The following is a 25,274-nucleotide window of genomic DNA, read 5'->3' as shown; positions in this document are numbered from 1 at the left end:
CCACCGCTGCCGGGGTCGCCGGTGCGCGGTGGTGCTCGACATCCCGCCTGGTGTGGCGGTCCTCACACATCGTGGCACGAGGCAAGGCGCTCGGAAAGCCCCTCGGGGTACCGATCTGCGCGCTGCCGCTCGGCGGAATTGCGCAGATCGGTACCCGAAACCACCCCTCAGGTGCCAGGATGCGCAGCATGCCGGATGCGGACGCGACCGATGCCCGTTTGCTGCTCGCCCTGACCGATGACCCCCGGGCGAGTGTGATGGCGCTGTCGCAGCGGCTCGGGCTGGCGCGCAACACCGTGCAGAGCCGGCTCGCCCGGCTGGAGGGCAACGGTGTCCTGGGGCCCCTCGACCAGCGGGTCCGCCCGGAGGCCCTGGGCTACCGGCTGGGCGCCTACATGTCGGTGCAGGTCGCGCAGCGCGGGCTGGCCGAGGTGAGCGACGCCCTCGCCCAGCTGCCGGAGGTCCTCGAGGTCACCGGCCTCTCCGGCGCCACCGACCTGCTGGTCCACGTGGTGGCCACCGACGCCGACCACCTGTGGCGGATCACCGAGGCCGTGCTCGCCATCCCGGGAGTGCAGCGGGTGGACACCGCCCTGGCCATGCGCCGGTTCGTGGACCGACGACTGGCGCCACTGCTGGAGCGCGCCGCCGGACCGGCCGCGGACTGACCGGTTCCGGCGCGTCATCATGCGGTCACCACCGGTCGCGACACTCCTCGTCCTAGGGTGCGCCGTGCCCAGTCCCCGGCCGCGTCGCGCCGCCGCTCTGCTCGTCGCCCTAATGGGGAGCCCGCTGGTGCTCGCCGGCTGCGCGACGGAGACGGTCGAGGGGACGATCGAGCCCTTCACGCGCACCGGCGGAGAGGTGGTCTCGCAGGAGCCCTGCGCCGGGGGCGACTTCGAGTGCGTGACCCTCACCGTCCCCTCCGACCACGACGCCGCCGCGTCGCAGGAGTGGGAGGCGACCTTCGCGGTGCGGAAGGCCGACGGCGAGTCCCGCGGCGTGCTGGTGACGGCGACCGGCGGCCCCGGCTCCAGCGGGATTCTGCTGGCGGAGAGCTACGCCGCCTCGATGGACCCGGCCATCACCGACGCCTACGACCTGGTCTTATTCGATCAGCGGGGCATCGGCCGCTCCGAGCCGTTCAGCTGCGACGGCGCGATCTTGAACTTCGACGCGGTCGTCGACGCCTCGGCCGACGACGACGAGCGCGACCGGTTCGCCCGCCGCGCGGAGGAGTTCGCGGCGGAGTGCTTCGAGGAGGCCGGGTTCTCACCGGCCGAGGCGCCGCTGTTCGCCACCCGGCAGGCTGCGGAGGACCTCGAGATCTTCCGCGAGTGGTACGGCGCCGACCGCCTCACCCTCTACGGCGAGAGCTACGGCACACAGTTCCAGCAGGCCTACGCAGCGGCCCACCCCGACCGGGTGCAGAGCCTGATCCTCGACGGCGTCGTCGACCCGCAGACCCCGATCCGGGCGTTCGCCGCGGAGAGCGCCCGCGCCTACAGCGACGTGCTCGAACGCACCCTGAGCGCGTGCGACGCCGATCCGGTGTGCGCCGACGACGCACCCGGATCGTCGGCGGCGGCCTACGACGAGCTGGCCGACGAGCTCGCCGAGGAACCGCGGTCCTACGACTACCCCCTCGCCGACGGCGGCTCGGAGGAGCGCGAGCTGACGATCGAGGAGCTCGAGGGCGCCGCGGCCGCCTCGATGAGCGCGCCGCACCAGCGGCTCCGGTTCGCCCGCACCGTCAACGCCGCCGTCGAGGGCGACCCGCTGCCGCTGGCCCTCCTCGCCGCTGCCGGCGCGGGCGCCGACCCCACCACCGGCGAGGTGGTCGCCGACCCGTCCTTCTCCCCCGCGCTGTACCTGGCCGTCGAGTGCCAGGACTTCCCTTTCGTCCCCGAGGGCAGCACGCCCCGCGACGAGCTCGCTGTCTGGCTGGACGAGGCCGCCGCAGCGGGGGTCGAGGACCTGCGGCTCCCCGACGTCTACTACGGCGACCTGCCGTGCCTGTTCTGGCCCCGCGGCGACGCCCCGGCACCCGCGCCTCCCGCACCGGTGGACCCCGCCTACCCGGTGCTGCTGCTGACCGCGGACACCGATCCGAACACCCCGGCCGCCAACGCCCTGCGGGTGCACGGGCGCGATCCCGACTCCGCGCTCGTCGTGCTCCCCGGCGGCCCGCACGTGCTGCTCGGGTGGGGCTACGCCTGCGTCGACCGGACCGTGCTGCGGCTGCTCGACTCCGGTCGCCTGCCCCCGCGACCCGTCACCACCTGCACCGGCGCCGCCGGCGCGGCCTACGAACCGCTGGCACCGGAGACCGCGGACGGCTACGAGGACCCGTACGCGACGGCGTCGTTGATCATGACCGAGGTCCTGGGGCCGACGTTCGAGTCCTGGTCCGCCCAGCGGCCGCTGACCCTGGGCTGCCCCGAGGGCGGCAGCGTCGAGTACACGATCGGCTTCAGCGGAACGGTCGCCGTCGAGCTGGACGGGTGCGCGTGGACGCCGGAGGTACCCGTCGACGGGACGATCGAGGTGACCGACGGCGGGTTCGGCGACGCCACCGCGACGCTGCACTTGCCCTTCGCCATGCTCGAACTCGAGGACGGCGAGGTCGACGGCCTCTTCCGGGGGAAGCCGATCAACTGACCGGGCGTCGTCAGCGGGGGCGGCGCACCCGCACCGGCCCGCGTGCGCTGCCGACGTCGACGACGGCGCCGCCCTGGGTCACCTCGACCTCGCCGGCCGCGGCGAGCCGGCCGGCCGCGGCTCGAGCGTCGGGCATGAGGTCGCGCCACGCCTCCGGATCGACCGCGCGGGCCGCCTCCGACGGGCAGATGCTCGCGTCGGGACGGCGGGTGTCGAGCAGCCGCTCGATGGCCTGCTCCAGCTGCCGGTCGACGTCCACGGCGCAAGCCTGCGCCGCTGCCCGCGGCCCCGCCACCCTGGCGCGCCGCTCTCGCAGCGGGCAGGCTGCGCCCGTGCGCGGACGGCAGGCCGGGCGGTGAGCGATCCGCGGGCGGAGAAGCTGGCGATCCTGGCCGCGTACGAGGCCGCGCTGGCCGATCCGGTCCGGCTGGTCGTCCTGCTCGCGGACGCCGCGGACGACGACGACGCGGTCCGCCGGGTGCAGGAGGCCTTCGACCTGCCCGCCGAGCAGGCCACCGCCGTCCTGGACCTGCAGTTCCGCCGGCTCTCCCGCGCCACCCGCGCCCACGTCGCCGACGAGCTCCGGATCCTGCGCGCCGAGTGGGGCCCCGACGTCCCGGCGACGGTCGCGTTCACCTCCCGGTGCTCCGCCGTGGTCACCGTGGACGGCGACGCCCGGACCCTTTCCGCCGCCGGCGCCCAGGAGGTCCTCGTCCGGATCTCTGCGCACCTGGTGGACGACGTCGCCGTCCCCCGCATGTGCCCGGTGGTCGCCGAGGTCACCGGCTCTGCCGGAGGACCCGTGCGGATCCGGGCCCTCCCGTCGGGGGACACCTCCTGCGAGTACGCGGACGATCCGCCGCCGTAGGCCCGGTGGGCCGAGGGCTCAGCGCCAGCCGCGCTCGTCCACACCGCCGGGCACCGGCGCGGCCGGGTCGTAGGGCGTGCGGGTGAAGACGAAGGTGTCCAGGTCCAGGTGGTCGGCCTCGATGCGCAGCGTCTCGCCGGCGAAGTAGCCGTCCAGCCCGGTCCAGACGCCGTCCTCCCGGCGGGAGAACCGGCTCGCCCGGCCACCGCGGCCCGGCAGCGGGCCGAGGTGCAGCAGCCCGCCGGCCACCGCGCGCAGCACGTACGGCGCCGGGCCCCAGAACCAGACGCCGAGGGCGTCCAGGGGCACCGGGGCGGGCGACGGCGACCAGACCTCGACGATCCGCGGCTCGGCGGCCCGGAGGTCGGCCAGCAGGCCGAACACCAGCGGGTCGACCCCACTGGTCGCGTTGGCCAGCGAGACGGCGCCGGTCTGCTCCTCGCGGTCTACGAACACCCCGGCGAGGAAGCCGGGCATCGAGCCGCCGTGACCCACCAGCGTGCGGCCGTCGAGCCGCATGACCTGCAGGCCCAGGCCGTACGCCGACCAGCCGGCCGCGGAGGAGTCCACGCCGGCCGGCACGGTCATCTCCTCCAGCGTTCCGGGATCGAGGACGTCGGCGGTGTCACCGAGCAGGAACGCGGCGAAGCGCCCCAGGTCGGTCAGCGTGGCCCACAGCTGGCCGGCCGCGGCCATCGCACCGGCGTGGTGCTCCGGCTCGGGCAGGACGACGTCGGCCCACGGGTGCACCGCCAGGCCCTGCGCGGCCGGAGCGACCGGCCGGGGCGTGGTGCGGCGCATGCCGAGCGGGGCCAGCACCTCCGCGGTCACGGCGTCCTCCCACGACGACCCGCGCAGCCGGGCGACGACCTCGCCGAGCAGGCCGAAGCCCAGGTTCGAGTAGTGGAACCGCCGCGCCGCCCCCAGGACGACGTCGGTGCCGCCCAGGCCCAGCTCGTCCAGCGAGCCGCCGGGGGTCCGCTCCCACCAGCCGCCGGGGCTCTCCGCGGAGGCGCCGGCCAGGTGGGAGAGCAGCTGGCCGACGGTGCGGTCGCCGAAGGGGGTGCCGGGCAGGTGCCGCTCCAGCGGGTCGTCCAGGCCGAGCAGGCCCTCGTCGCGCAGCCGCATCACCACGACCGCCGTCACCGTCTTGCTGATCGACCCCAGCCGGTACTGGACGTCGGTATGCGGCTCGGCGACGTCGCCCCGGCCGGCCGACCACGCCAGCCCGCCGTCGCGGACGACGCCGGCAACCAGGCTCGGCGCGCGCCCCTCGCGCTGGACGCGCGCGGTCCGGGCGAGCAGGAGGCGGGCGGTCGAGGGCAGCACGGGCTCGGGCACGACGCCGACCGTATCGACCGCGCCCGGACTCAGGATGCGGGCGTCGGCTCCGGAACCGGGAGCGCGCCCTCGCGGGTGGCCCACCGGTCGAACCAGATCGTCGCCAGCGGCGGGATGGAGGCGACCAGCGCGAGGAACGTGGTCCTCCGGTCCCAGCGCAGCACCCGCCAGGCCACCGCGGTGACCACCAGGTAGAGCACGAAGACGCCGCCGTGCACGGGGCCGAACATCTGCACCCCGCGCTCGGAGTCACCCACGTACTTCACGAACATGCCGCCGAGCAGCAGGAGCCAGGAGCCCGCCTCGGCGAGCGCGACGGCGCGGAAGAGCTGGGCGACGGAGCTGGGCTTCACGCCCCCATGGTCCCCGATGGAGCGGGCGGCGCGGGGGTGGCCCTGCTCACCGGCCCGTCGGGGGTGGCAGGGGCGCGGGTGGCAGGGTCGCGGGCGTGCGGGGTCTGGCGCGGCGGGAGTTCTGCCTGGTGCTGCTCCGCCGGATGGCCGACGTCCGGCCCGATCTGGTCGCCGAGGCCCTCCCCCGGCTGGGCGCCACCCGCGCGGAGGCGCACGCCGCGCACACCCGCTGGCAGTAGAAGGACCCCGTCCCTCTCACGCCTCGTCGTCGGGGGGCTGCTGCAGCGGATGGATCCGCCGGGGAGCGGGTGAGGCTCAGCCGGCGATGCGGCGGGCCCCGCTGAAGCCGCGCATGGTGTCGACGCTGGCGACCTTGACGACGTCGCCGGAGGTCGGCGCGTGCACCATCTGGCCGTTGCCGATGTAGATGCCCACGTGGCTGACCGGGCTGTAGAAGAAGACCAGGTCGCCGGGCTGCAGCTGGGCGCGGGAGACGGCCTGGCCCATGCCGGCCTGACCCCGGCTGGAGTGCGGGAGGCTGATGCCGGCGGCGCGGAAGGCGTACTGCGTGAGACCGGAGCAGTCGTAGGCGTTGGGCCCGCCGGCCGCCCACACGTAGGGCTTGCCGCGCTGGGCCATGGCGGTGTCGACGGCGATCTGCGCGGCCCGGCTGTTGGCGACGACGGGGGCGCCAGCGGGAACCGGCGCCGAGCGGTCGCTGCGGCTGGCCCGCGCACCGTCGTCGCTGTGCCCCGCCTGGTCGACGGCGGCGCGGCGCTCGTCGGCGCTGAGCCGGTTGAACTGCGCCCGGAAGTCGTCGATCTGCGTCTGCAGCTCGGCCTGCTGGGCGGCGACCGCGTCGTAGGTGGCCTGCGCCTCGTTGGCGGCCTTCTGGGCGGTGGCCTGGGCCTGCGCGGCGGCGACGTTGGCCGCGGCGGCCCGCTCGACGATGCCGGTCTGGTGGCCGGCGATGGTCTGCAGGGTGCTCACCCGCGCCACGAACTCGTCGGCGGAGCCGCTCACCATCATCGCCTGGAAGGAGCCCATGCTCTCGCCGGTGAAGGCGGTGCGGGCGACCGCGCGCACCGACTGCTGCGCGGCGGCGAGCTCGGCGGTGGCCCGCTCCAGCTCCGCCGAGGCGGCGGCCGCGGCCGCCTGCTGGGCGGCCAGTCCGTCGCGGGCCTGGTTGAACTCCTCGGTGACGACCTCGAGCTGGTGACCGCGCTCGGCGACCAGCGCGGCGGCGTCGGCCGCGGTCCCGGGCGTACCGGGCGCGGCGGAGGCCGGCAGGGAGGCGAGCAGGATGCCGACGCTGCCGGCGAGAGCGATGCCGGTCCGCCGAAGGGTGCTGCGGCGGGCGGACGTGCGCAGGGGGGACGCCATCGTGCGGCGACTCCGATCTCGTCGGGCAGGAGTTCACGGCCGGGGCGGACTGGTCCGTCTCGGCGCGACGCCGTGCTGTGGTGGCCAGGTGCGGCTCCCGCCGATGAGGCGGAGCGGCTCCCGACGTCCGGCGCCTGTCAGCCGGGAAGTGACTGACAGGCCTCGCGGATGCACTCACCGTAGGGGCCGTGACCACGCCGTGACAATGCCTCGAACAACATTTGTGTAATTCGCTGTGCGCGCTGAGTCACAAGACCCGCTAGAGGCCGCCTCTCGCGATCGTCCCCGTTTCGGCCCAGCGCGCGGGGACCACTACCGGTACATGGACCTCCGCAAGCCCCTCCTCCTCCTCGCCATCGCCGGGTCCCTCGTCGCCTGTGGCGACAACACCGACGTGCAGCGCGGCGAGACCAACTGCGACTCGACCTCCGAGCAGGCCCAGAACCCGCACGACGCCAGCTGCGAGGAGACCGGCAGCAACGACGGCGTCGAGTGACGTCCTCCCGTTGAGCCCCTCCGGACGGCGGCTGCAGACCGCGCCGGCCGCCGTCCTCACCGGGATCCGGACCGGCCTCGTGGGCCGGGACCTGGCCCTCCTCGCCGCCGGACTGACCTTCTACGCCGGCATCGCGATCGTTCCGCTGCTGGTGCTCGCCTTCGGGCTGACCGCCTGGCTGACCTCCGCCGAGCGGGTCCAGGAGCTCGGACGGCGGCTCGCGGACCTGCTGCCCGGCGAGCTGGGCGCGCCCGATGCGGTGACGCGACTGGTGGAGGCCGGCGTGGGGCTGACCCCGCTCGGCGCCCTGCTGGCCCTGGTCCCGATGACCTTCTACGGCGAGGGGCTGCGGCGCGCCCTGGGCCGCTTCAGCACCCGCTCCGAGGGGATGACCGGCTGGCGCGGGCGGCTGGCGTCGCTGCCCCTGCTGCTCCTCACCCCCGTGCTGCTCTACCCGTTGCTGCTGGCCGCGGCCGGGATGGCCGACCTCGCCGAGCGCGGCGGCCTCGGGGGCACCATCGGCCAGGTCGCCGTGGGCTTCTACTCCGTGCTCGCGGCGCTCACCCTGCCCATCGCCTTCGGCTTCCGGGTCGTCGCCGGCGGACGGGTGCACCTCCCCGCCCTCGCCGCGGGAGCACTGTTCACCGCCGCCTGCCTGTCCGGCTTCCTGCAGGGCTTCGTGCTCTTCCTGTCGCTGCCCCTGGACCTCGGCGCTCCGTTCGGCGGCCTGGACGTCGTCGGCGGCGTCGTCGCCGTGGGGCTGTGGCTCTTCCTGCTGCACCTGGTCCTGGTGATCGGCTGGCTGGCCACCCGGTCGCTCGACGAGTTCCTCACCGCCCCGGCCGGTGTGCCCGCCCCGCCGGAACGGTAGGAACAGGACATGCCCGAGGAGATGCTGGCCGGCCGGCTCAACGTGCGCACCCGCGAGTTCGTCGTCAAGGAGGTGCCGAAGCCGAAGCCAGGCCCCGGTGAGGTGCTGATCAAGGTGGCCGCCGCCGGCATCTGCCTCTCCGACGTGCACCTCATCGAGGGCCAGCTCTCCCCGCTCTTCCTCGACGGGGACGAGGTCACCCTCGGCCACGAGGTGGCGGGCACCGTCGCCGAGCCGGGCGACGGCGTGGCCGGCTGGACCGAGGGGCAGCGGGTGCTGCTGCAGGCCGGCGAGCTCAAGGGCGACTGGGTGCACACCCGCGGGGTGGACTACGACGGCGGCTGGGCGGAGTACGCGCTCGCGACCGCCGACACCCTCGTGCCGATCCCCGACGACCTCTCGTTCGAGCAGGCCTGCATCGTGCCCGACGCCGTCTCCACGCCGTGGGCCTCGATCGTGCGGACGGCGCAGGTGCGCGCCGCGCAGCCGGTCGGCGTCTGGGGCATCGGCGGGCTGGGCGCGCACGCGGTGCAGCTGCTCCGGCTCGCCGGTGCCGCTCCGATCATCGCCGTCGACCCCGTGCCGGCCGCCCGGCAGCGCGCCCTGGACTTCGGCGCCGACCTGGCGCTGGACCCCTCCGATGACATCGCCGCCCGCGTCCGCGAGCTGACCGGCGGCCAGGGCCTCGCGTTCGCCTTCGACTTCGCCGGCGTCGCACCGGTCCGCGAGCAGGCGGTGCGCTGCCTCGAGCGGGACGGCGCGCTCGTGCTGGTGGGCCTCACCGACCAGCCGCTGACGATCCGCAACGGCACGCAGTTCAGCTACTTCGGCCAGCGGATCCTGGGCCACTACGGCTCCGATCCGGCCCACGTCGTCGAGCTGGTGAACCTGATCCGGCACTCCCGGCTGGACCTCTCCCGGTCGATCTCCGGCACGCTGCCGCTGAGCGAGGCGGCCGAGGGCGTGGAGCGGCTGGCGCAGAAGCAGGGCGACCCGATCCGGCTGGTCCTCACCCCCTGACCGGGCGATCACCTTGTGCTGCGGCCGGGTCGGAGGCCAGTCTCCTCGCATGGCGACCGGCCGGTCCGCGCTGCTGCTCGGGGTCGTGGCGTGCGTCCTGACCGGGTGCGCCCAGGCGGAGGCCGGACATCCGGGGGGTCCGCGCAGCGGCCCGCTCGTCCTGATGACGCCGGAGCCGGGCGGGCCACCCGTCCCCGAGCCGCAGACAGGCCTGCATCCCGAGGAGGTCCTGACGCTTCCGCTCGTCACGTCGGACATGCAGGCCGTGCTCGACGAGGTGCAGGCGCGCTGGGGGGACCACCCCGAGCTGGGCCAGTCCGAGATCAGCCTGGACCGGACGCTGATCATCCTGCGCTGGCACGGGTCACCTCCGGCGGAGCTGACCGCGCTGGCGGGGAGCCGGTCCGGGGGCACCTTCGACGTCCGGGTGGACGAGACGCGTTTCCGGGACACCGAGCTCGGCGACGAGGCGCACCGCCTGGTCCGCGAGCACTCCGGCGTGGTCACCAGCGCCTGGCCCCGCACGGAGGGCGACGGCGTCGGGCTGGGCCTGGACCCCTCGGTCGCCGGGAACGCCGATCCCGCCGCGTTGGAGCGGCTCGGGATCTCCAGCCGCTTCCCGCTGTTCCCGGAGCCCCTGGACGCCCCGGTGGCCGCCTCGGGCGGCTGACCTCAGACCCGGTCGCCGGGCTCCACGATGTGCACGTCGACCGCGCGGAACTGCTTCGGCGTCTCGAGCAGCACCGCCTTCGTCGGCTCGCCCACGTCGAGGAACGCGTCCTGACGCAGGGCCGCCAGCTGCCGCAGCCGGGGGTCGCCCAGCACGTCGTCCACGAGCCCCCGGTCGCCGCCAGGGAAGAGGGCGACCAGGCCGTCGGTGTGCGGCAGGAGCACCCGGACGGCGGTCTCGACGGCGTGGTCGACGACGGCGTCGGTCTGGTTGGACCGCCGTCGGGCGAACCGCTGCTGCGACCAGCCGCCGGCGGCCGTCCGCCCCTGGACCTGGCGGGCATCGACCTTCGAGACCACCAGGCGCTCGCCGTCGAACACGCCGACGGCCCAGCGGCCCCGGCGGACCAGGAGAACGGCGGCGCGGTGCTCCCGCTGGGCCGCCGCGGTGAAGCTGCCGAGCAGCGGCGTCTCGGGCGTCCAGCCGAACGGCGCCCGCAGGGTCACCGTCGTGGTGTCGGCGCAGGTGATGGCCAGCCCGTCGGCGGCGGGGGCCACCTCGGTGAAGGCGCCGTGACGGGTGGCGACGCCGTCCAGCCACTTGCCGAGCCGGGCGGGGGCGACGCCGAGCTGCCGACCGCCGCCGGCGGCCGGCCGTGGCCGGGTCATGGGATCAGCCGGCCAGCGCCGGCTCGGGGGCGTGCTCGGCGGGCACGCGCAGCAGCCGCTGGCACAGCAGGACCACCACGGCGGCGATTCCGGCCGCGATCGTCGCCACGAGGAACGCGGTGTTGGCGCCCCAGACGTCGACGATCTTGCCCGCCGCGGAGGCGCCCAGCGCCACGCCGAGCCCGAGGGCGGTGCCGATCCAGGTGAAGGCCTCGGTGACGGCGGAGCGCGGCACCAGCAGCTCGGCGAGCGTGAACGAGCTGATCAGCGACGGCGAGACCGCGACCCCGGCGAGGACGACGAACGGCAGCATCACCCAGAGGTCCTCGACCAGGAGCAGCGGCACGGTCAGCACGGTCAGCACGACCAGCGCCACGCTCAGCCGCCGGCGCAGCGGCGTCTTCCAGTGCACGAGCCCCCAGCCGATGCCGCTGGCCATGGAGCCGACGGCGAGCCCCGCGATGAGGACGCCGGACATCGACTTGGCGCCGACCTCCTCGGCGAAGGCGACCAGCGCGATCTCCAGCGTGCCGAGGATGGCGCCGACGGCCGCACCGACGACGAAGAGGACCCGCAGCCCGCGGGTGCGGATCGCCGACGGCCCCTGACGGCTCACGTGCCCGTGCGGCGGCGGCTCGGTCTTCCGCTGCGCGGCGAACAGCAGGCTGCCCACGGTCGCGAGGGCGAAGGCGGTGACCACGCCGGAGGTGGAGTGGCCGGTGGTGGAGAGGAAGGTGACGAGGACCGGGCCGACGATGAAGGCGAACTCGTCGACGACGGACTCCATCGCCAGCGCGGTCGGCAGTCGGTGACTGCCACGCAGCAGGTGCGTCCAGCGCACCCGGATCATCGAGGAGACCGGCGGGATGCAGGCGCCGGCGGCACCGGCGGAGGCGAACACGACCCACAGCGGCCAGTCGCCGCGCACCGAGAAGAGGAACAGCACGCCGGAGATCACGAAGACCAGCAGGATGGGCAGCAGGACCTTGCGCTGGCCGTGGGTGTCGGCCCAGCGACCGAAGATCGGGCCGGCGATCGCCGTCGTCACCGCACCCACCGCGGCGACGGCCCCACCGAGTCCGTACGAGCCGGTCTCGTCGGCGACCAGCAGCACGCAGCCCAGGCCCACCATCGACAGCGGCAACCGCCCGATGAACGCCGCCAGCACCATCGGCAGGACGTGCGGGGTCCGCAGGACCTGCAAATAGGGGTTGGCCACGAGCGGGGAAGCCTCCAGTAGGGACCGTCTCCGGCCCGCCCGCGCGCGGCGGGGGCATCGGGACGGCCGTCAGTGCCGTGCTCGCCACGCTAACCGACACCAGCCGGTCCCGCGGCGCAGCCGGCCGGGTCGTGCCGGTGATCAGGTCAGCTGATCATGCGGCGTCCTGGCTCAGCACCGGTGGTGAGCCAGGACGCCGAACGATCAGGTCTCCTGATCACCACGGAGATGGCGAAGGGACACCGGGGACGACGCAGGGCCCGGACCGCAGCTGCGGTCCGGGCCCTGGTGACGTCAGATCAAGCGAGTCGGCTCTTCAGGATCTCCAGCTCGTCCCACATGGTCGTGGGGAGCTTGTCGCCGAACTTCTCGAACCACTCGGTGATCTGCGGGATCTCCGCCTGCCACTCCTCGGGCTTGACGGCGAGCGCGGCCTCGACCTGCTCGGGCGTCAGACCCAGGCCGGAGACGTCGAGGGAGTCGACCGTGGGCACGTGGCCGACGGGCGTCTCGACGGCGGCGGCAGTGCCCTCGAGGCGCTCGATGACCCACTTCAGCACGCGGCTGTTCTCACCGAAGCCCGGCCACAGGAAGCCGCCCTCGTCGTCCCGGCGGAACCAGTTGACGTAGAAGATCTTCGGCAGCTTGGTGGCGTCGGCCTGCTTGCCGGTGTTCACCCAGTGGCCGAAGTAGTCGGCGGCGTTGTAGCCGATGAACGGCAGCATCGCGAACGGGTCGCGGCGAATGACGCCGACGGCGCCGGTGGCGGCGGCGGTGGTCTCCGAGGAGAGCGTCGCGCCCATGAACACGCCGTGGTTCCAGTCCCGGGCCTCGCTGACCAGCGGGATCGTGGTCTTGCGGCGGCCACCGAAGAGGATCGCCGAGATCGGCACGCCCTTCGGGTCGTCGTACTCCGGCGCCAGGATCGGGCACTGGGTGATCGGGGTGCAGAAACGGCTGTTCGGGTGGCTGGAGAGCTCGTCGCTCTCCGGCGTCCAGTCGCGGCCCTTCCAGTCGGTGAGGTGCGCCGGGGGCTCCTCGGTCATGCCCTCCCACCAGACGTCGCCGTCGTCGGTCAGGGCGACGTTGGTGAAGACCGAGTTGCCCTTCTCGATCGTCCGCATGGCGTTGGGGTTGGTGTCCCAGCCCGTGCCCGGGGCGACGCCGAACAGGCCGTACTCGGGGTTGATCGCGTAGAGCCGGCCGTCCTCGCCGAACCGCATCCAGGCGATGTCGTCGCCGATGGTCTCGACCTTCCAGCCCGGGATGGTGGGCTCGAGCATCGCGAGGTTCGTCTTGCCACAGGCGGACGGGAAGGCGCCGGCGACGTAGTAGACCTTCTGCTGCGGGCTGGTGAGCTTGAGGATCAGCATGTGCTCGGCCAGCCAGCCCTCGTCGCGGGCCATGGCGGAGGCGATCCGCAGCGCATAGGCCTTCTTGCCCAGCAGCGCGTTGCCGCCGTAGCCGGAGCCGTAGGACCAGATCATGCGCTCCTCGGGGAACTGCACGATGTACTTGGTCTGGCTGCACGGCCACGGCACGTCGGCCTGACCGTCCTCGAGCGGCGCGCCCAGGGAGTGCATGGCGGGCACGAACGGGCGGTCGGTGCCCAGGGCCTCGAGCACGCGGCTGCCGATGCGCGCCATGACGCGCATGGAGGCGACGACGTACTCGGAGTCGGTGATCTCCACGCCGAACATGGGGCTCTCGGCCTCGATGGGGCCCATGCAGAACGGGATGACGTACATGGTGCGACCACGCATGGAGCCGCGGTACAGCTCCGTCATGATCGCCTTCATCTCGCTGGGGTCCATCCAGTTGTTGGTGGGACCAGCGTCGGCCTCGTCGACCGAGCAGATGAAGGTGCGGTCCTCGACGCGAGCGACGTCGCTGGGGTCGGAGGCGCACCAGTAGGAGTTGGGCTTCTTCTCCAGCGGGCGGAAGGTGCCGGCGTCGACCAGCTTCTGGGTGATCCGCGCAGCCTCCTCCTCGCTGCCGTCGATCCAGACCACCTGGTCCGGCGACGTCAGCTCGGCCATCTCCCGCACCCAGGCGAGCAGCCGGGCGTGCGTGGTGGGGGCGTTCTCGAGACCGGGGGTGGCCACGGAAGTCACGGCGTCTCCATCCTCTGCGTAGCCGGGGCGGAAACCTGCCTCCGGCGGTCGTGCGGTACGGCTGCGGCCGCGCCTGCGGCCCATCCGGATCGGGACAGGGTACAAGCGCGGACACACTGCTGTAACTGCGATGAATGTTACGTATAGGACGTCTTGTCCTCAGCTCGAAAGAGGCAGGTCAGGAGCGGCCTTCGACACATCTCGGGGCCCTCCTGCGCGCGCTGACGCCTCCTAGCTGCGGGAACGTCACTCTCCGCAACCGCCTCTACGGCGCCGACCAGCCGCGCACCCGGTGGTGGCGGCCGCCCGGGAGCACCCTTGGCGCCGTCCTCCCTCACCGTTCCGGGTCCTCCCTCACCGTCGACCGCGAGGGAGGACCCCCGGTGATCAGGTCTCCTGATCACCAGGGGTCCGGAGCGTCCTGCGTGTCAGGCGTCCGGAGTGCGGCCGTAGGCGGGGCCGACCTCGGCGTAGAACTCGTCCCAGTGCCCGGGCTGCGGACGACCGGTGATGACGGCGCCGAACTTGTCCAGGTACCAGTGCCAGCCCATCGCGTAGTCGGTGACGTCGGCGTCGGCCGGGAAGACCTGGGTGAAGCGCAGCTGCGTCCGCCCGTCCTCCGTCCAGAGGTCGAGGTCGACGCGCCAGTCCTCGGTCTCCTGCTGCTGCCACTCGACGACCAGCCGCCGGGGCGGGTCGCACTCGAGGATCGTCATGGGCTCGCCGGCCTGCTCCCCCTCCTCGTGCGTCATGACGAACGTGCCCGTGCCGCCCGGGCCGCGCGCGCCGTCGTAGATGCCGATCCAGCGGGCCAGCCGCTCGGGCTCGGTGAGGGCCGACCACACGTCCTCGATCGGATCGGGCCAGCTGCGGCGGAACTCCAGCCGCTGCCGGCCGTCCGGCTCGGGAGTGACGACGCCGCGCCGGGTCTCGAGGTCCTCGGTCATAGGGGGTCTCCGTTCCTCCGCGCCCGCCGGCCGCGGGCGATCTCGGTGTCCAGGGCGTCCAAGCGGTGCGCCCACAGGTCGCGATAAGGCTCCAGCCAGGCGTCGAGCTCGCGCAGCGGCGCAGGGTCGAGCGCGTAGCGGCGCTCGCGGCCGTCCGACCGCACCCGGACCAGGCCGCTCTCCCGCAGCACGCGCAGATGCCGACTGATCGCCGGGCGGCTGATCGGGAACGGCTCCGCCAGCTCACCGGCGGTCCGCTCACCACCGGCCAGGAGGGCGAGCAGCTCCCGGCGGACCGGGTCGGCCAGAGCCTGTAGCGCCTGCACGGCGCATGCGTAACACATCGGTTACGCATCGGTCGAGGGGTTCGCCCGCGCGGCATCGGGATACGAGGTTCGGCATGACCGTCACCGATCCCGACACCCCGGACCCGCTCAACGACCCCCGCACGACCCAGGCCGACCCCGGGGCCTACGGCGAGGGCGCCGACCTGGCCTCGACCGTGGACGACCCGGCGTCGACCGGCGAGGAGGAGCTGGCCACCAGCCAGACGCTCTCCGACGAGGCCGGTGGCGGTGACGTCACCGGAGGATCGCCCACCTGACGGTGTGACGGACCGGTCCGCACGGGTACTGGTCGGGAGTTCCGCCCGTTCCATCCCGAGGAGGACCGATGGCCACCGGTGAGACCGGCTTCGAGGACGTCTACTACGACCTCATCTCCGTGCAGTACCACTCGCTCAAGGCCGGGCACGACTACGGCCAGTACGTCCGGGACGCCGAGAACGCCGGCCTGGACGACGTGGCCCAGTTCTTCCGCAAGGTGATGAAGCAGGACTCGAAGCGGGCCGCCAAGGCCCACGAGTTCCTGGGTCGCCTGCAGGGCACCAGTCAGGCCGGCCCCGCCGCGCAGTAGCGACAGGATGGCGGCGTGATCACCACTGCGCTCACCCGCCGGTTCGACCTGTCGACGCCGGTCATCGGGGCTCCGATGGCCGGCGTCGCCGGTGGGGCGCTGGCCGCGGCCGTCTCCCGCGCCGGCGGGCTCGGGATGATCGGGGTGGCCGGCAACCACTCGCCGGACTTCATCACCGAGCAGTGCGCGATCCCGGAGCGACTGCCCTTCGGCGTGGGGCTGATGGCCTGGGTGCTCGACGACCGCCCCGAGCTGCTCGAGGCGACGATCGCGGCGCGGCCGGCGTTGGTGTCGGTGTCGTTCGGCGACCCCGCCCCGTACGTCGGGCCGCTGCACGACGCCGGCATCGCGGTGGCGGTCCAGGTGAACACGGTGGACGACGTGCACCGGGCGGTGGCCTCGGACGTCGACGTGATCGTGGCGCAGGGCAGCGAGGCCGGCGGGCACACCGGTCACCGCGCGACCCTGCCGCTGCTGCAGGAGGTGCTGGCGCTCACCGACCTGCCGGTCGTCGCCGCCGGTGGCATCGCCACCGGGCGCGGGATGGCCGCCGTGCTCGCGGCCGGCGCCGCCGGGGTGTGGATCGGAACGGCCCTGCTGTCCTGCCCGGAGGGGCTCAACTCCCCCGCCGCCCGGGCGCGGGTTCGAGCCGCCGCGGGCGAGGACACCGTGCTCACCCGGGCCTTCGACGTCGCCCAGCGCCTGGCCTGGCCGGAGCGCTGGCCCGGCCGGGCACTGGAGAACGAGTTCAGCCGCGCCTGGCACGGCCGGGAGGACGAGCTGGCGCACGACGACGTCGCCTCGCAGCGGGTCGTGGACGCCCGGCGCAGCGGCGACCTGGAGCAGGCGCCGGTCTACGCGGGCGAGGCGGTCGGACTCGTCACCGCCGAGCGCTCGGCCACCGACGTCGTCCGGACACTCACCGAGGACGCCGAGCGTGCGCTGCGGACGGTCCCCGACCTGCTGGGCTAGGCGAGCGCCGGTGCGCTCTCATCCACCTCTGCGACGGGAGCAGGCGTGGATCAGCGCGCAACGGCGGATCAGACGGCGCAGCTGTCGTCGGTGCAGCCGTCCGCGGCCGGAACAGTGATCAGCGGGTTGGCGTCGGCCCACGCCCGCTCCAACAGCTGGAGCAGCAGCTCGGCCGGCTGGGCGCCCGCGGCGCCGTACTTGCGGTCGACGACGAAGAACGGCACGCCGGTCGCGCCGAGGGACTGCGCGGTGGCGCCCTCCTGGGCGACAACAGCGCGGTAGCGGCGGTCGGTGAGAACCTCGCGCGCCTCGTCGGCGTCCAGCCCGACCTCGGTGCCGAGGGCTACCAGCGAGTCGACGTCGAAGACGCTGCGCGACTCCTCGAAGTGCGCGTGCAGCAGCAGCTCCTTGAGCTCGCCCTGCACGCCGCGCTCGGCGGCCAGGTGCAGCAGCTCGTGGGCCAGCGAGGTGTTGCCGCTGATGCCGTTGGCCAGGTCGTACGTCAGACCCTCCCCGGCGGCGACCTCCTCGAGCTGACGCATCGACTGCCGCATCGCGTCCTCGGGCTGGCCGTACTTGCGGGCCAGCGCGGGCAGCGTCGCGTGCGTCTCGTCCTCGGGGATTGAGGGGTCCAGCTGGAACGACCGCCACACGACCTCGACCTGGTCGCGGTGCGGAAACTTCTCCAGCGCCGTCTCGAGCCGGCGCTTGCCGACGTAGCACCACGGACAGACGACGTCGGACCAGACCTCTACGCGCATGCCCTGCTCAACCGGAGGGTCAATGCCGGACATTCCCCGCTATGTTTCACGCGCCAGAACCGTCAGCGGCGACTGATACCACCTGCACACCGCTCCCGGCGATCGCCCGCGCAAACTATGCAAGAGCGGTCGAGACAGGACCCCGCCAATCAAGCAGTCGAGCGCAGTGCCGGGCCGAGGGCACCACGTACAGCAGACACCCATGCCTCAGATGCAGAGTCCGCGTCGCCATCAGCGACCACCAGCAGTCCATGGCCAATCGACTTCACGGCGGCTCCGACCGGCAGCAGCTGGGACTGAACCCCTACGCCATCAGCCACGAAGGTGGCCCAACCTGCAACGACCTCATGAGGCTGCGGATTCTGAGCGCTTCTTAGGCGGTGATTTGTCCACGTGCTCCATGCGGGCGCCCAGGACGTGACAACGGAGCGCATCAATCCCAGCGCGACGTCACGCCGATACAGCGATGCTGAATCTTTCTGAGCGGGAGGCAGTTGGATTGTCAGATAGTTACTCGTCATACCTTGCACGGCGGCACCCGATCCGCAATGAACGCTCAGCGCTACCGAGATGGCCTGCCCATTCCAGAGACCGACTGAGAAGCCTAAGTCGGCAATGACCGACCTCTCGTCGTCATCGCGCCGCTGCCGGCCAGCCAATAGTAGCGCACGCAGCGAGTCGGGAGATGTGTCGACCTCGTTAGCGAGTGCAGCCTTTCGGCTCTTCCCTTTCTTGAACCACCCCTGGAGTAGAGGATCAAGACCGGTCAGGGTGGACAGCTGGCCGGATAGTCTGACAGCACAGTCGTCAACCGACTCTTCCCGAGGCCCCCAATAGGCGCCCACATAGAAGGCGTCAGCCATGATCTTCGTCACTTGACGGGAACGTGGACCAAGTTGATTCCATTTATGCCTCTCCCACTGACCGTTCCGCTGCGTGCTGCTCACTTCCGTCGGAGAATCGATCTCCCGTTGCGGGGGGTCCTTGCAGCGCTCATGGTCGGAGGCGGCCTGACGCTCGCGACGCCGGCTGCAGCGGTTCCGACCGCTCCTGCGGTTCCTGGTACTTGCGGTCCGCCGTCACCGTGTTAGCCGTATTGCTGACGGTGCCCTGCAAACGGGACAACCGGTTCGTGCCGTCATCGTAGGTGAAGGTCCCGACACAAAACCGCATCAAGGCGAGAAGGACCGTGGATGGTCTGCTGCCCTGCCGTGGGCGACCGACGCGGAGCTTGGCCGGGGTGATCTTGGCCAGCAACGGTCTGTCAGCGTGTCGTTACCTATCCGTTATGAGACTTGCCAGTTCAGTGCTCGGACGTGTATTTGTGCTGGTCGGACGCTGGTGGCGACGCCGAGTCAGGCGGTCGCGACCCGCCCCCGAAGCTGCCGCAAGTCGTTCTCGGCTGGCTGCGGAGGTTCTCGATCTCCGACAGGCCTGAGGCTGAGTCCCGGCGTCGACCGCCACGCCGTCAGCTGCCGCTTGCGTGATGCACCTCCGCGCGGGCCCGGCCGTCGCCGGGCGTGGGGTCGAGGAAGACGTAGCGGACGCCGGAGTGGCGGGCGACCAGCCGGCGCTCGGCCTCGTCGGAGGCCCGCTCGATGTCGGCCACGGTCGCGTCGTCGGCGAAGTCCACCTTGGCCGAGACGATGAGCTGGCCGGGGCCGATCACGGTGGTGAGCAGAAAGGGCACATCGGTGACCTGCGGCAGCGCCAGGATCTCGGCCTTGAGCTCCTCCTGCAGCCGCGGCGAGATCGACTGCCCGATGAGCAGCGAGACGTTCACCCGGCCCAGCGAACCGGCCACGAACAGCAGCAGGATCCCGATCAGGATGGCGGCGACGCCGTCCCAAACCGGGTCACCGGTGAGGTGCTCCATCCCGAGGCCCGCAGCCGCGAGCACGAGCCCGATGAGCGCCGCCGTGTCCTCGAAGGTGACCGCCTTGACTGTGGTGTCGCTGGTCTCGGCGAGGTAGCGACGCGGCGTCGTTCCCCACTTCTTGGCCTCGCTGCGCACCTGGCGCACGGCCTTGAGCCAGGACGCGCCCTCCAGCACGAACGAGATGGCCAGGACGATGTAGGCGATGGTCGGGGAGCCCTGCTCCTCGCCGCCGCGGATGGTGCTGACGCCCTGCCAGATCGAGAAGCCGGCGCCGAGGGTGAAGGTGGCCAGGCAGGCCAGCAGCGCCCAGAAGTAGGTCTCCCGGCCGTAGCCGACGGGGTGGCGGGCGTCGGGAGCCTTGGTGCCGCGCTTGAGCGCGATGAACAGCAGCACCTCGGTGATCGTGTCGGCCAGCGAGTGCGCCGCCTCCGACAGCATCGCCGCCGAGTGGCTGAGCAGGCCGCCGACGAGCTTGGCGATCGCGATGCCGAGGTTGGCCAGGCCCGCGATGACCACGGTCCCGGTCGACTCGCTCTCCCCTCCGGAGCTCCCGGCGTCCTTCGCGAGGACGTGATCGGGAGCGGGGGCCGGTTGCGTCATGCAACCCCCGGTGCCCCGCAGGGCACCGGGGCATGCGTGATCCGCGACTAGCGGACGCCGACGAGGTCGACCACGAAGACCAGCGTCGCGCCGGGCTTGATGACGCCGCCAGCACCTCGCTCGCCGTAGGCCTTGTGGGCCGGGATGGTGAGCCGGCGGCGGCCGCCGACCTTCATGCCGACGATGCCCTCGTCCCAGCCCTGGATGACCATGCCCACGCCCACGCGGAACTCCAGCGGGTCGCCACGGTCCCAGGAGGCGTCGAACTGCTCGCCGCCGTCGTGCGTGACGCCCACGTAGTGCGCGCTGACCAGGTCGCCGGCCTTGGCCTCCTGGCCCTCGCCGACGGTGAGGTCCTCGATCACCAGGTCGTCGGGCGCAGGCCCGGTGGGCGGCTCGACGTCCGGTCGGCTCAGCTCGGCCACGGTTCTCCCTCCCGCGCCGGGGCTGTCCCGGCGTCGTCTGCCCCCATCCAAGCAGCGGCGGGACCGGCGGGCTCCTCGGCGGGGACGTCCAGCGGGTGGGCCAGCTCGTCGGCCGGCAGTCGAGCCACGAGGATCGTGACGACGGCGAGCACCGGCGGCACGAGACCCGCGACCAGGAAGGCCCCGGTGAAGCCGACCAGCTGGCTCAGCGGGCCGGCGAGCGCCATCGACAGCGGCATGAGGCTCAACGACACGAAGAAGTCCAGGCTGGAGACCCGCCCGAGCAGGGCGGACGGCACGCGCCGCTGCAGCAGCGTGCCCCAGATGACGGTGGCGGACTCGAAGCCCGCCCCGAGGAGGGCCGCGGCGACGAGCATGGCGCCGAGGTCGGTGGTGAAGCCGAACACCACCATCGGCAGGCAGCCCACGCCCCACAGCAGGTTCATCACCGTCAGGTACCGGCGCGGCAGCCGCCGCGAGGCCACGACCAGCGAGCCGACCGCGCCGCCGATGCCGAACGCGGCGAGCACCCAGGCGTGCTGACGGGCGCCACCGCCGGCGTCCTCGATGACGAAGGGCACGAGAACCTCGAACGGCCCGATGAACACCAGGACCATGAAGGCGGCGTACACCAGCGTCGCGAGCAGCCAGGGCGTGGCGACCATGTAGCGGAAGCCCTCGCGGACGTCGGCGAACAGCCCGGGGTGCGAGCCGTCCTCGGCCGCCTCGCGGCGGACCGGGGTGTGCGGCAGTGCCAGCACGCACGCCGCGGACGCGAACGCCACGACCGCGGTGGCGACCATCGCCATGCCCGGTGAGTACGCGGCGACGAGGAAACCGGCCGCGGCCGGTCCGGCGGCCTGTCCCAGGATCGGGCGGAGTGCGCCCTCCAGACCGTTCACCGCGAGCAGGTCGCCCTCCGGGACGATCGCGGGGACCAGGGCCGAGTAGGCGGGGTAGAAGAGGCCGAGGGCGAGGCCGTCGACCAGCGAGACGAGTGCGAGCTGCCAGATCTCGAGGACGCCGGTCAGCGAGAGCACCGCCGCGGCGGAGACCGCGCACCCCTGCACCAGCGCGACGACGAGCAGCAGCCGGCGCTGGGGCACCCGGTCGGCCAGGGCGCCGCCCAGCAGGGCCATGACCAGCATGCCGGCGGCGCCGAGCCCGGCGACCAGCGAGAGCGATCCCGGCCCACCGTCGAGCTCGACCACCTGCCACACCATCGCGATCGCCCACAGGCCCTGGGTGAGCAGCGCGAGGACCATCGCGGCGGCCAGCACCCGGTACGCGGGGTGCCGGAGCGGCGCGAGCGCGCGTGGCAGCGCCATGACTCTCCTCCCGGGGTGGACGGCCCATCGTGGGCGACGGGTACGACAGGACGCACCCGATTTCCCCAACGCCGGCGACCGTCCACAGCTCCCCGGATCCGGGTGCGGGCGGCGGCGCGGCGTGCTGGGCTGACCGCATGCCTCCCGAGACCCCGCCGTGGTGGACCCGCGCCGTCGTCTACCAGGTCTATCCGCGCTCGTTCGCCGACTCCGACGGTGACGGGATCGGCGACCTCGGCGGGATCCTGCAGCGCCTGGACCACCTCGCGGATCTCGGCGTCGACGTCCTCTGGCTCTCGCCGGTCTATCCGTCGCCGCAGGCCGACAACGGCTACGACATCAGCGACTACCAGGGCATCGACCCGCTGTTCGGCACCCTCGAGCAGCTGGACGAGCTGATCGCGGCGCTGCACGCGCGCGGGATGAAGCTGCTGATGGACCTGGTGGTCAACCACACCAGCGACGCGCACCCGTGGTTCGAGGAGAGCAGAGCGTCCCGGACGTCGGCGAAGCGCGACTGGTACTGGTGGCGCCCGCCGCGGCCCGGGTTCGCCGCCGGCGAGCCAGGCGCGGAGCCGACGAACTGGCAGTCGTTCTTCTCCGGGCCGGTCTGGGAGCTCGACGAGGCCTCCGGCGAGTACTACCTGCACCTGTTCGACCGCCGCCAGCCCGACCTGAACTGGGAGAACCCGCAGGTCAGACAGGCCGTCTACGAGATGATGCGGTGGTGGCTCGACCGCGGGGTCGACGGCTTCCGCATGGACGTCATCAACATGATCAGCAAGGACCTTCAAGGTATGGACGGGGCCGAGGACGGCCACCTGCACGACGGGCCGCCGATCCCCGGGACGTCGCTCGGCGACGGCTCCGCGTCCTACCTCTGCGGGCCACGGATCCACGAGTTCCTGGCCGAGATGCACCGCGAGGTCTTCGCCGGGCGCGACGGCGCGCTGCTGACCGTCGGCGAGATGCCCGGCGTGACCGTGGAGCAGGCGCGGCTGTTCACCGACCCCGACCGCGCCGAGGTGGACATGGTGTTCCAGTTCGAGCACGTCGGCCTGGACCACGGGACGTCGAAGTGGGACCTGAGGCCGCTGCGGATGCGCGACCTCAAGGCCTCGTTCGGGCGCTGGCAGACCGGGCTGGCCGACGTGGGGTGGAACAGCCTCTACTGGGACAACCACGACCAGCCGCGCGCCGTCTCCCGCTTCGGCGACGACTCCCCCGAGTTCCGCCGCGACTCCGCGACCTGCCTGGCGACGCTGTTGCACCTGCACCGCGGAACGCCGTACGTCTACCAGGGCGAAGAGCTCGGGATGGCGAACTTCCCGTTCACCTCGCTCGAGCAGTTCCGGGACGTCGAGTCGCTCAACCACCACGTGCAGGCGGTGTCGGCCGGCTCCGATCCGGGCGAGGTGCTGACCGCGCTGCGGGCCATGAGCCGGGACAACGCGCGGACGCCGGTGCAGTGGGACGCCTCGCCGAACGCCGGCTTCACCACCGGGACGCCGTGGCTGGCCGTCAACCCCGACCATCTCGAGTGGAACGCCGCCGCCCAGCGGGACGACGACCGCTCGGTCCTCGCCCACTACCGGCGGCTGATCGCCCTGCGGCACTCCGACGACGTGGTGGCGCTGGGCGACTTCACCATGCTGCTGCCGGAGCACGACGACGTGTACGCCTTCACCCGCGCGCTGGGCGACGACGAGCTGCTCGTGGTCTGCAACCTGTCGCCGACCGCGTACCGGCTGGCCGAGCTCTTGCCCGAGGCGCCCGCCGCCGAGCTGGTGCTGGGCAATCTGGACGACGACGACCCGGCCGAGCTCCGCCCCTGGGAGGCCCGCGTCCTGCGGCTGCCCTGAGCCGGACCCCCTCGACACCACCGGCGCCCTCGCGCCAGCATGGCTCCCTCGGGACCGCTGGAGGGGCCATGTCGGAGAAGTCATGGACGTCGAGCCGCCACTGACCATCGTGCAGCCGGGCGAGGGACGGACGGTCGACCTCGGCGACGGCGTAGGGGTGGTGTTCAAGCTGGCCGGCGCGGACACCGGCGGCTCGATCGCCGTCGTCGAGCACCCGTTCGCCGTGGGCGCCTACGTGTCGGCGCACCTGCACACCCGCGAGGACGAGTACTCGATCGTCCTCGACGGCGAGATCGGCTTCCGGTCGGGCGACCGCGAGGCGGTCCTCGGCCCCGGCGGCTACATCACCAAGCCGCGCGGCGAGCTGCACGCCATGTGGAACGCGGGCCACACGCCCGCGCGCATGATCGAGATCATCAGCCCGGCCGGCTTCGAGGGCTTCTTCCGCGACGCCGCCGACCTCGCAGCGGCCGGCGCCACCGAGCCGGCGCAGTTCGTCGCGCTCGCCGCTTCCTACGGCCTCGAGTTCGGGGAGCCGGACTGGCAGGCCGACGTCCTCCGCCGCTACGGCCTCACCCCACCCGCCTGGTGACCGGCACCGGCGCCCCGCCGGGAAACCTCGTCGCCCGCGGACCGGACGTCGCCTAGGGTTGCCTCCTCGTGAAGCGGATCGTCGAGGCGGTGTTCCCCGCCCGCATGGGGACGCCGTTCCGCTGGCTCGTCGGCTCGGCCTGGGTGGGCAACCTCGGCGACGGCATCGCGCTGGCCGCCGGGCCGCTGCTGGTCGCCTCGCAGACCTCCGATCCGATCCTGGTGGCGCTGGCCGGCCTGCTCCAGCGCCTGCCGTGGCTGCTGTTCGGGCTGCACGCCGGCGTCCTCGCCGACCGGCTCGACCGCCGGCGGATCGTCATCGTCGGCGACCTGCTGCGCGGCGGCGTCCTCGTCGTCCTGGTGACCGCGCTGGTCACCGGCGCAGTCAACGTGCCGGTGGTCCTGACCGCCATGTTCCTGCTGGGCACCGCCGAGGTCTTCGTCGACACCACCACCGGCACCCTGCTGCCGATGGTGGTCGCGAAGTCCGACTTCGGCATCGGCAACGCCCGGCTCATCACCGCCCGCATCACGATGAACGAGCTGGCCGGGCCGGCGTTGGGCGCGACGCTCTTCGCGGTGGGCATGGCGTGGCCGTTCGCCGTCCAGGTGGTGTGCCTGCTGCTCGCGGTGCTGCTGATCTCGCGGATGGCGGTCCCGCCCCTACCCGCCCCCGAGGGCCCGCGGCCCGTGGGCAGGGACATCGCCGAGGGGTTCCGCTGGACGTGGGGCAACGCGGCGGTGCGCACGCTGACGCTGACCATCGTCACGTTCAACGTCACCTTCGGCGCGGCCTGGTCGGTGCTGGTGCTCTACGCGACCGAGCACCTCGGCATGGGCCCCGTCGGGTTCGGGCTGCTCACCACGGCGGGGGCGATCGGCGGGCTGGTCGCATCGCCGGCCTACGGCTGGATCGAGCGGCGGCTGAGCATGGCGACCCTCATGCGCGCGGGTCTGCTCATCGAGACGTTCAGCCACCTCGGGTTCGCGCTGGCGACGACCGGCTGGGTCGCCCTGGCGATCATGTTCGTCTTCGGCGCGCACACCTTCGTCTGGGGGACGGTGTCCCGCACCGTGCGGATGCGCGCCGTTCCGCCGCAGCTGCAGGGCCGGGTGGGCAGCCTCTACATGATCGGCGTCTTCGGCGGCATCGTCGTCGGCCAGGGGCTGGGTGGCGTGATCGCCCGGATCTGGGGGCTGACCGGCCCGTTCTGGTTCGCCTTCGTCGGCTCGGCGCTCATCCTGGTGCTCATCTGGCCGCAGCTGACCCACATCGCGCATGCCGACGAGCAGGCGCTCGCCGACGACCGCGCCGAACGACTCAGCTGAA

At 72.8% G+C, this 25,274-nt stretch carries 28 protein-coding genes; 14 read left to right on the top strand and 14 right to left on the bottom strand.

The annotated features are described in order from the left end of the window. Positions 1 to 179 precede the first annotated feature (179 nt). Together LBW97_RS12570 and LBW97_RS12565 are read left to right on the top strand one after the other, a co-directional pair. The gene (locus tag LBW97_RS12570) at positions 180 to 668 is read left to right on the top strand and encodes an Lrp/AsnC family transcriptional regulator (protein WP_224499724.1); all 489 of its coding nucleotides are present in this window, start codon (positions 180 to 182) and stop codon (positions 666 to 668) included. Between the two features lie 64 nt (positions 669 to 732). Beyond that, entirely contained in the window at positions 733 to 2,661 is a 1,929-nt protein-coding gene (locus LBW97_RS12565) for an alpha/beta fold hydrolase (protein ID WP_224499723.1), read from the top strand. A 10-nt stretch (positions 2,662 to 2,671) separates the two neighbouring features. Here the strand turns inward: LBW97_RS12565 and LBW97_RS12560 are convergent, their stop codons facing one another. Further along, entirely contained in the window at positions 2,672 to 2,920 is a 249-nt protein-coding gene (locus tag LBW97_RS12560; protein ID WP_224499722.1) for a DUF3253 domain-containing protein, read from the bottom strand. A gap of 96 nt (positions 2,921 to 3,016) precedes the next feature. Between LBW97_RS12560 and LBW97_RS12555 the strand changes: the two genes are divergently transcribed. After that, positions 3,017 to 3,529 (top strand): hypothetical protein, encoded by a 513-nt coding sequence (locus LBW97_RS12555; protein WP_224499721.1) that lies wholly within the window; start codon positions 3,017 to 3,019, stop codon positions 3,527 to 3,529. An 18-nt stretch (positions 3,530 to 3,547) separates the two neighbouring features. Here LBW97_RS12555 and LBW97_RS12550 read toward each other — a convergent pair whose 3' ends face one another. Together LBW97_RS12550 and LBW97_RS12545 are read right to left on the bottom strand one after the other, a co-directional pair. Beyond that, complete coding sequence (locus LBW97_RS12550) at positions 3,548 to 4,870, bottom strand: serine hydrolase (RefSeq protein ID WP_224499720.1); 1,323 nt, start codon at positions 4,868 to 4,870, stop codon at positions 3,548 to 3,550. Between the two features lie 29 nt (positions 4,871 to 4,899). Next, positions 4,900 to 5,223, bottom strand: coding sequence for a DUF3817 domain-containing protein (locus tag LBW97_RS12545; protein WP_224499719.1), 324 nt, complete (start codon positions 5,221 to 5,223; stop codon positions 4,900 to 4,902). Positions 5,224 to 5,318: 95 nt separating this feature from the next. Between LBW97_RS12545 and LBW97_RS12540 the strand changes: the two genes are divergently transcribed. Further along, on the top strand, positions 5,319 to 5,462 hold the full coding sequence (locus tag LBW97_RS12540) for a hypothetical protein (protein ID WP_158544836.1): 144 nt from the start codon (positions 5,319 to 5,321) through the stop codon (positions 5,460 to 5,462). 76 nt (positions 5,463 to 5,538) lie between these two features. On the opposite strand, the gene LBW97_RS12535 is transcribed toward LBW97_RS12540, so the two are convergent. Next, positions 5,539 to 6,606 carry a C40 family peptidase gene (locus tag LBW97_RS12535; protein WP_224499718.1) on the bottom strand — a complete coding sequence of 356 codons (1,068 nt, stop codon included), beginning with the start codon at positions 6,604 to 6,606 and terminating at the stop codon, positions 5,539 to 5,541. A gap of 322 nt (positions 6,607 to 6,928) precedes the next feature. On the opposite strand from LBW97_RS12535, the gene LBW97_RS12530 reads away from it, so the two are divergent. The 4 genes from LBW97_RS12530 to LBW97_RS12515 are packed head-to-tail and all read left to right on the top strand — an operon-like array spanning position 6,929 to position 9,663. Further along, positions 6,929 to 7,102: a hypothetical protein gene (locus tag LBW97_RS12530; RefSeq protein WP_224499717.1), complete on the top strand. Its 174-nt coding sequence runs from the start codon at positions 6,929 to 6,931 to the stop codon at positions 7,100 to 7,102. A gap of 10 nt (positions 7,103 to 7,112) precedes the next feature. Next, positions 7,113 to 7,973 carry a YhjD/YihY/BrkB family envelope integrity protein gene (locus LBW97_RS12525; RefSeq protein WP_224499716.1) on the top strand — a complete coding sequence of 287 codons (861 nt, stop codon included), beginning with the start codon at positions 7,113 to 7,115 and terminating at the stop codon, positions 7,971 to 7,973. Between the two features lie 9 nt (positions 7,974 to 7,982). Next, positions 7,983 to 8,993 (top strand): zinc-binding dehydrogenase, encoded by a 1,011-nt coding sequence (locus LBW97_RS12520; RefSeq protein ID WP_224499715.1) that lies wholly within the window; start codon positions 7,983 to 7,985, stop codon positions 8,991 to 8,993. A gap of 49 nt (positions 8,994 to 9,042) precedes the next feature. Then, positions 9,043 to 9,663, top strand: a complete 621-nt coding sequence (locus LBW97_RS12515; protein ID WP_224499714.1) for a hypothetical protein — start codon at positions 9,043 to 9,045, stop codon at positions 9,661 to 9,663. A gap of 2 nt (positions 9,664 to 9,665) precedes the next feature. Here the strand turns inward: LBW97_RS12515 and LBW97_RS12510 are convergent, their stop codons facing one another. The 5 genes from LBW97_RS12510 to LBW97_RS12490 form a co-directional block, all read right to left on the bottom strand. Next, positions 9,666 to 10,331: an acVLRF1 family peptidyl-tRNA hydrolase gene (locus LBW97_RS12510; RefSeq protein WP_224499713.1), complete on the bottom strand. Its 666-nt coding sequence runs from the start codon at positions 10,329 to 10,331 to the stop codon at positions 9,666 to 9,668. Between the two features lie 4 nt (positions 10,332 to 10,335). Beyond that, positions 10,336 to 11,550, bottom strand: coding sequence for an MFS transporter (locus LBW97_RS12505; protein ID WP_224499712.1), 1,215 nt, complete (start codon positions 11,548 to 11,550; stop codon positions 10,336 to 10,338). Between the two features lie 299 nt (positions 11,551 to 11,849). Beyond that, complete coding sequence (locus LBW97_RS12500; protein ID WP_224499711.1) at positions 11,850 to 13,664, bottom strand: phosphoenolpyruvate carboxykinase (GTP); 1,815 nt, start codon at positions 13,662 to 13,664, stop codon at positions 11,850 to 11,852. Between the two features lie 428 nt (positions 13,665 to 14,092). Further along, positions 14,093 to 14,611: an SRPBCC family protein gene (locus LBW97_RS12495; protein WP_224499710.1), complete on the bottom strand. Its 519-nt coding sequence runs from the start codon at positions 14,609 to 14,611 to the stop codon at positions 14,093 to 14,095. After that, positions 14,608 to 14,937 (bottom strand): helix-turn-helix transcriptional regulator, encoded by a 330-nt coding sequence (locus LBW97_RS12490; RefSeq protein WP_224499709.1) that lies wholly within the window; start codon positions 14,935 to 14,937, stop codon positions 14,608 to 14,610. Before LBW97_RS12490 ends, LBW97_RS12495 begins: the two co-directional genes overlap by 4 nt. 74 nt (positions 14,938 to 15,011) lie before the next feature. On the opposite strand from LBW97_RS12490, the gene LBW97_RS12485 reads away from it, so the two are divergent. The 3 genes from LBW97_RS12485 to LBW97_RS12475 all read left to right on the top strand — a co-directional run bounded on the left by LBW97_RS12485 (position 15,012) and on the right by LBW97_RS12475 (position 16,498). Beyond that, positions 15,012 to 15,215 (top strand): hypothetical protein, encoded by a 204-nt coding sequence (locus LBW97_RS12485; protein WP_224499708.1) that lies wholly within the window; start codon positions 15,012 to 15,014, stop codon positions 15,213 to 15,215. Between the two features lie 68 nt (positions 15,216 to 15,283). Then, positions 15,284 to 15,526, top strand: coding sequence for an acyl carrier protein (locus LBW97_RS12480; protein WP_224499707.1), 243 nt, complete (start codon positions 15,284 to 15,286; stop codon positions 15,524 to 15,526). A gap of 15 nt (positions 15,527 to 15,541) precedes the next feature. Further along, the gene (locus LBW97_RS12475) at positions 15,542 to 16,498 is read left to right on the top strand and encodes a nitronate monooxygenase family protein (RefSeq protein WP_224499706.1); all 957 of its coding nucleotides are present in this window, start codon (positions 15,542 to 15,544) and stop codon (positions 16,496 to 16,498) included. A 68-nt stretch (positions 16,499 to 16,566) separates the two neighbouring features. Here LBW97_RS12475 and LBW97_RS12470 read toward each other — a convergent pair whose 3' ends face one another. The 5 genes from LBW97_RS12470 to LBW97_RS12450 form a co-directional block, all read right to left on the bottom strand. After that, positions 16,567 to 17,259 carry a DsbA family oxidoreductase gene (locus LBW97_RS12470; protein WP_224499705.1) on the bottom strand — a complete coding sequence of 231 codons (693 nt, stop codon included), beginning with the start codon at positions 17,257 to 17,259 and terminating at the stop codon, positions 16,567 to 16,569. A 149-nt stretch (positions 17,260 to 17,408) separates the two neighbouring features. Continuing rightward, positions 17,409 to 18,134, bottom strand: a complete 726-nt coding sequence (locus tag LBW97_RS12465; RefSeq protein ID WP_224499704.1) for an Imm52 family immunity protein — start codon at positions 18,132 to 18,134, stop codon at positions 17,409 to 17,411. A 593-nt stretch (positions 18,135 to 18,727) separates the two neighbouring features. Beyond that, positions 18,728 to 19,738, bottom strand: coding sequence for a cation diffusion facilitator family transporter (locus LBW97_RS12460; RefSeq protein ID WP_224499703.1), 1,011 nt, complete (start codon positions 19,736 to 19,738; stop codon positions 18,728 to 18,730). 47 nt (positions 19,739 to 19,785) lie between these two features. Further along, positions 19,786 to 20,163, bottom strand: coding sequence for an FKBP-type peptidyl-prolyl cis-trans isomerase (locus LBW97_RS12455; protein ID WP_308010465.1), 378 nt, complete (start codon positions 20,161 to 20,163; stop codon positions 19,786 to 19,788). Beyond that, on the bottom strand, positions 20,151 to 21,491 hold the full coding sequence (locus LBW97_RS12450; protein WP_224499702.1) for an MFS transporter: 1,341 nt from the start codon (positions 21,489 to 21,491) through the stop codon (positions 20,151 to 20,153). The genes LBW97_RS12455 and LBW97_RS12450 overlap by 13 nt, the downstream gene beginning before the upstream one ends. 137 nt (positions 21,492 to 21,628) lie before the next feature. Between LBW97_RS12450 and LBW97_RS12445 the strand changes: the two genes are divergently transcribed. From LBW97_RS12445 to LBW97_RS12435, 3 genes are all read left to right on the top strand, one after another. Continuing rightward, positions 21,629 to 23,353 carry an alpha-glucosidase gene (locus LBW97_RS12445; protein WP_224499701.1) on the top strand — a complete coding sequence of 575 codons (1,725 nt, stop codon included), beginning with the start codon at positions 21,629 to 21,631 and terminating at the stop codon, positions 23,351 to 23,353. An 82-nt stretch (positions 23,354 to 23,435) separates the two neighbouring features. Then, the gene (locus LBW97_RS12440; RefSeq protein ID WP_224499700.1) at positions 23,436 to 23,945 is read left to right on the top strand and encodes a cupin domain-containing protein; all 510 of its coding nucleotides are present in this window, start codon (positions 23,436 to 23,438) and stop codon (positions 23,943 to 23,945) included. A gap of 68 nt (positions 23,946 to 24,013) precedes the next feature. Continuing rightward, positions 24,014 to 25,273 carry an MFS transporter gene (locus LBW97_RS12435; RefSeq protein WP_224499699.1) on the top strand — a complete coding sequence of 420 codons (1,260 nt, stop codon included), beginning with the start codon at positions 24,014 to 24,016 and terminating at the stop codon, positions 25,271 to 25,273. Position 25,274: the final 1 nt, after the last annotated feature.

It is taken from the genome of Blastococcus sp. LR1 (genome assembly GCF_020166105.1).
In the GTDB taxonomy this organism is placed as follows: Bacteria; Actinomycetota; Actinomycetes; order Mycobacteriales; family Geodermatophilaceae; genus Blastococcus.
This window is presented reverse-complemented; position numbering and strand designations above follow the sequence as displayed.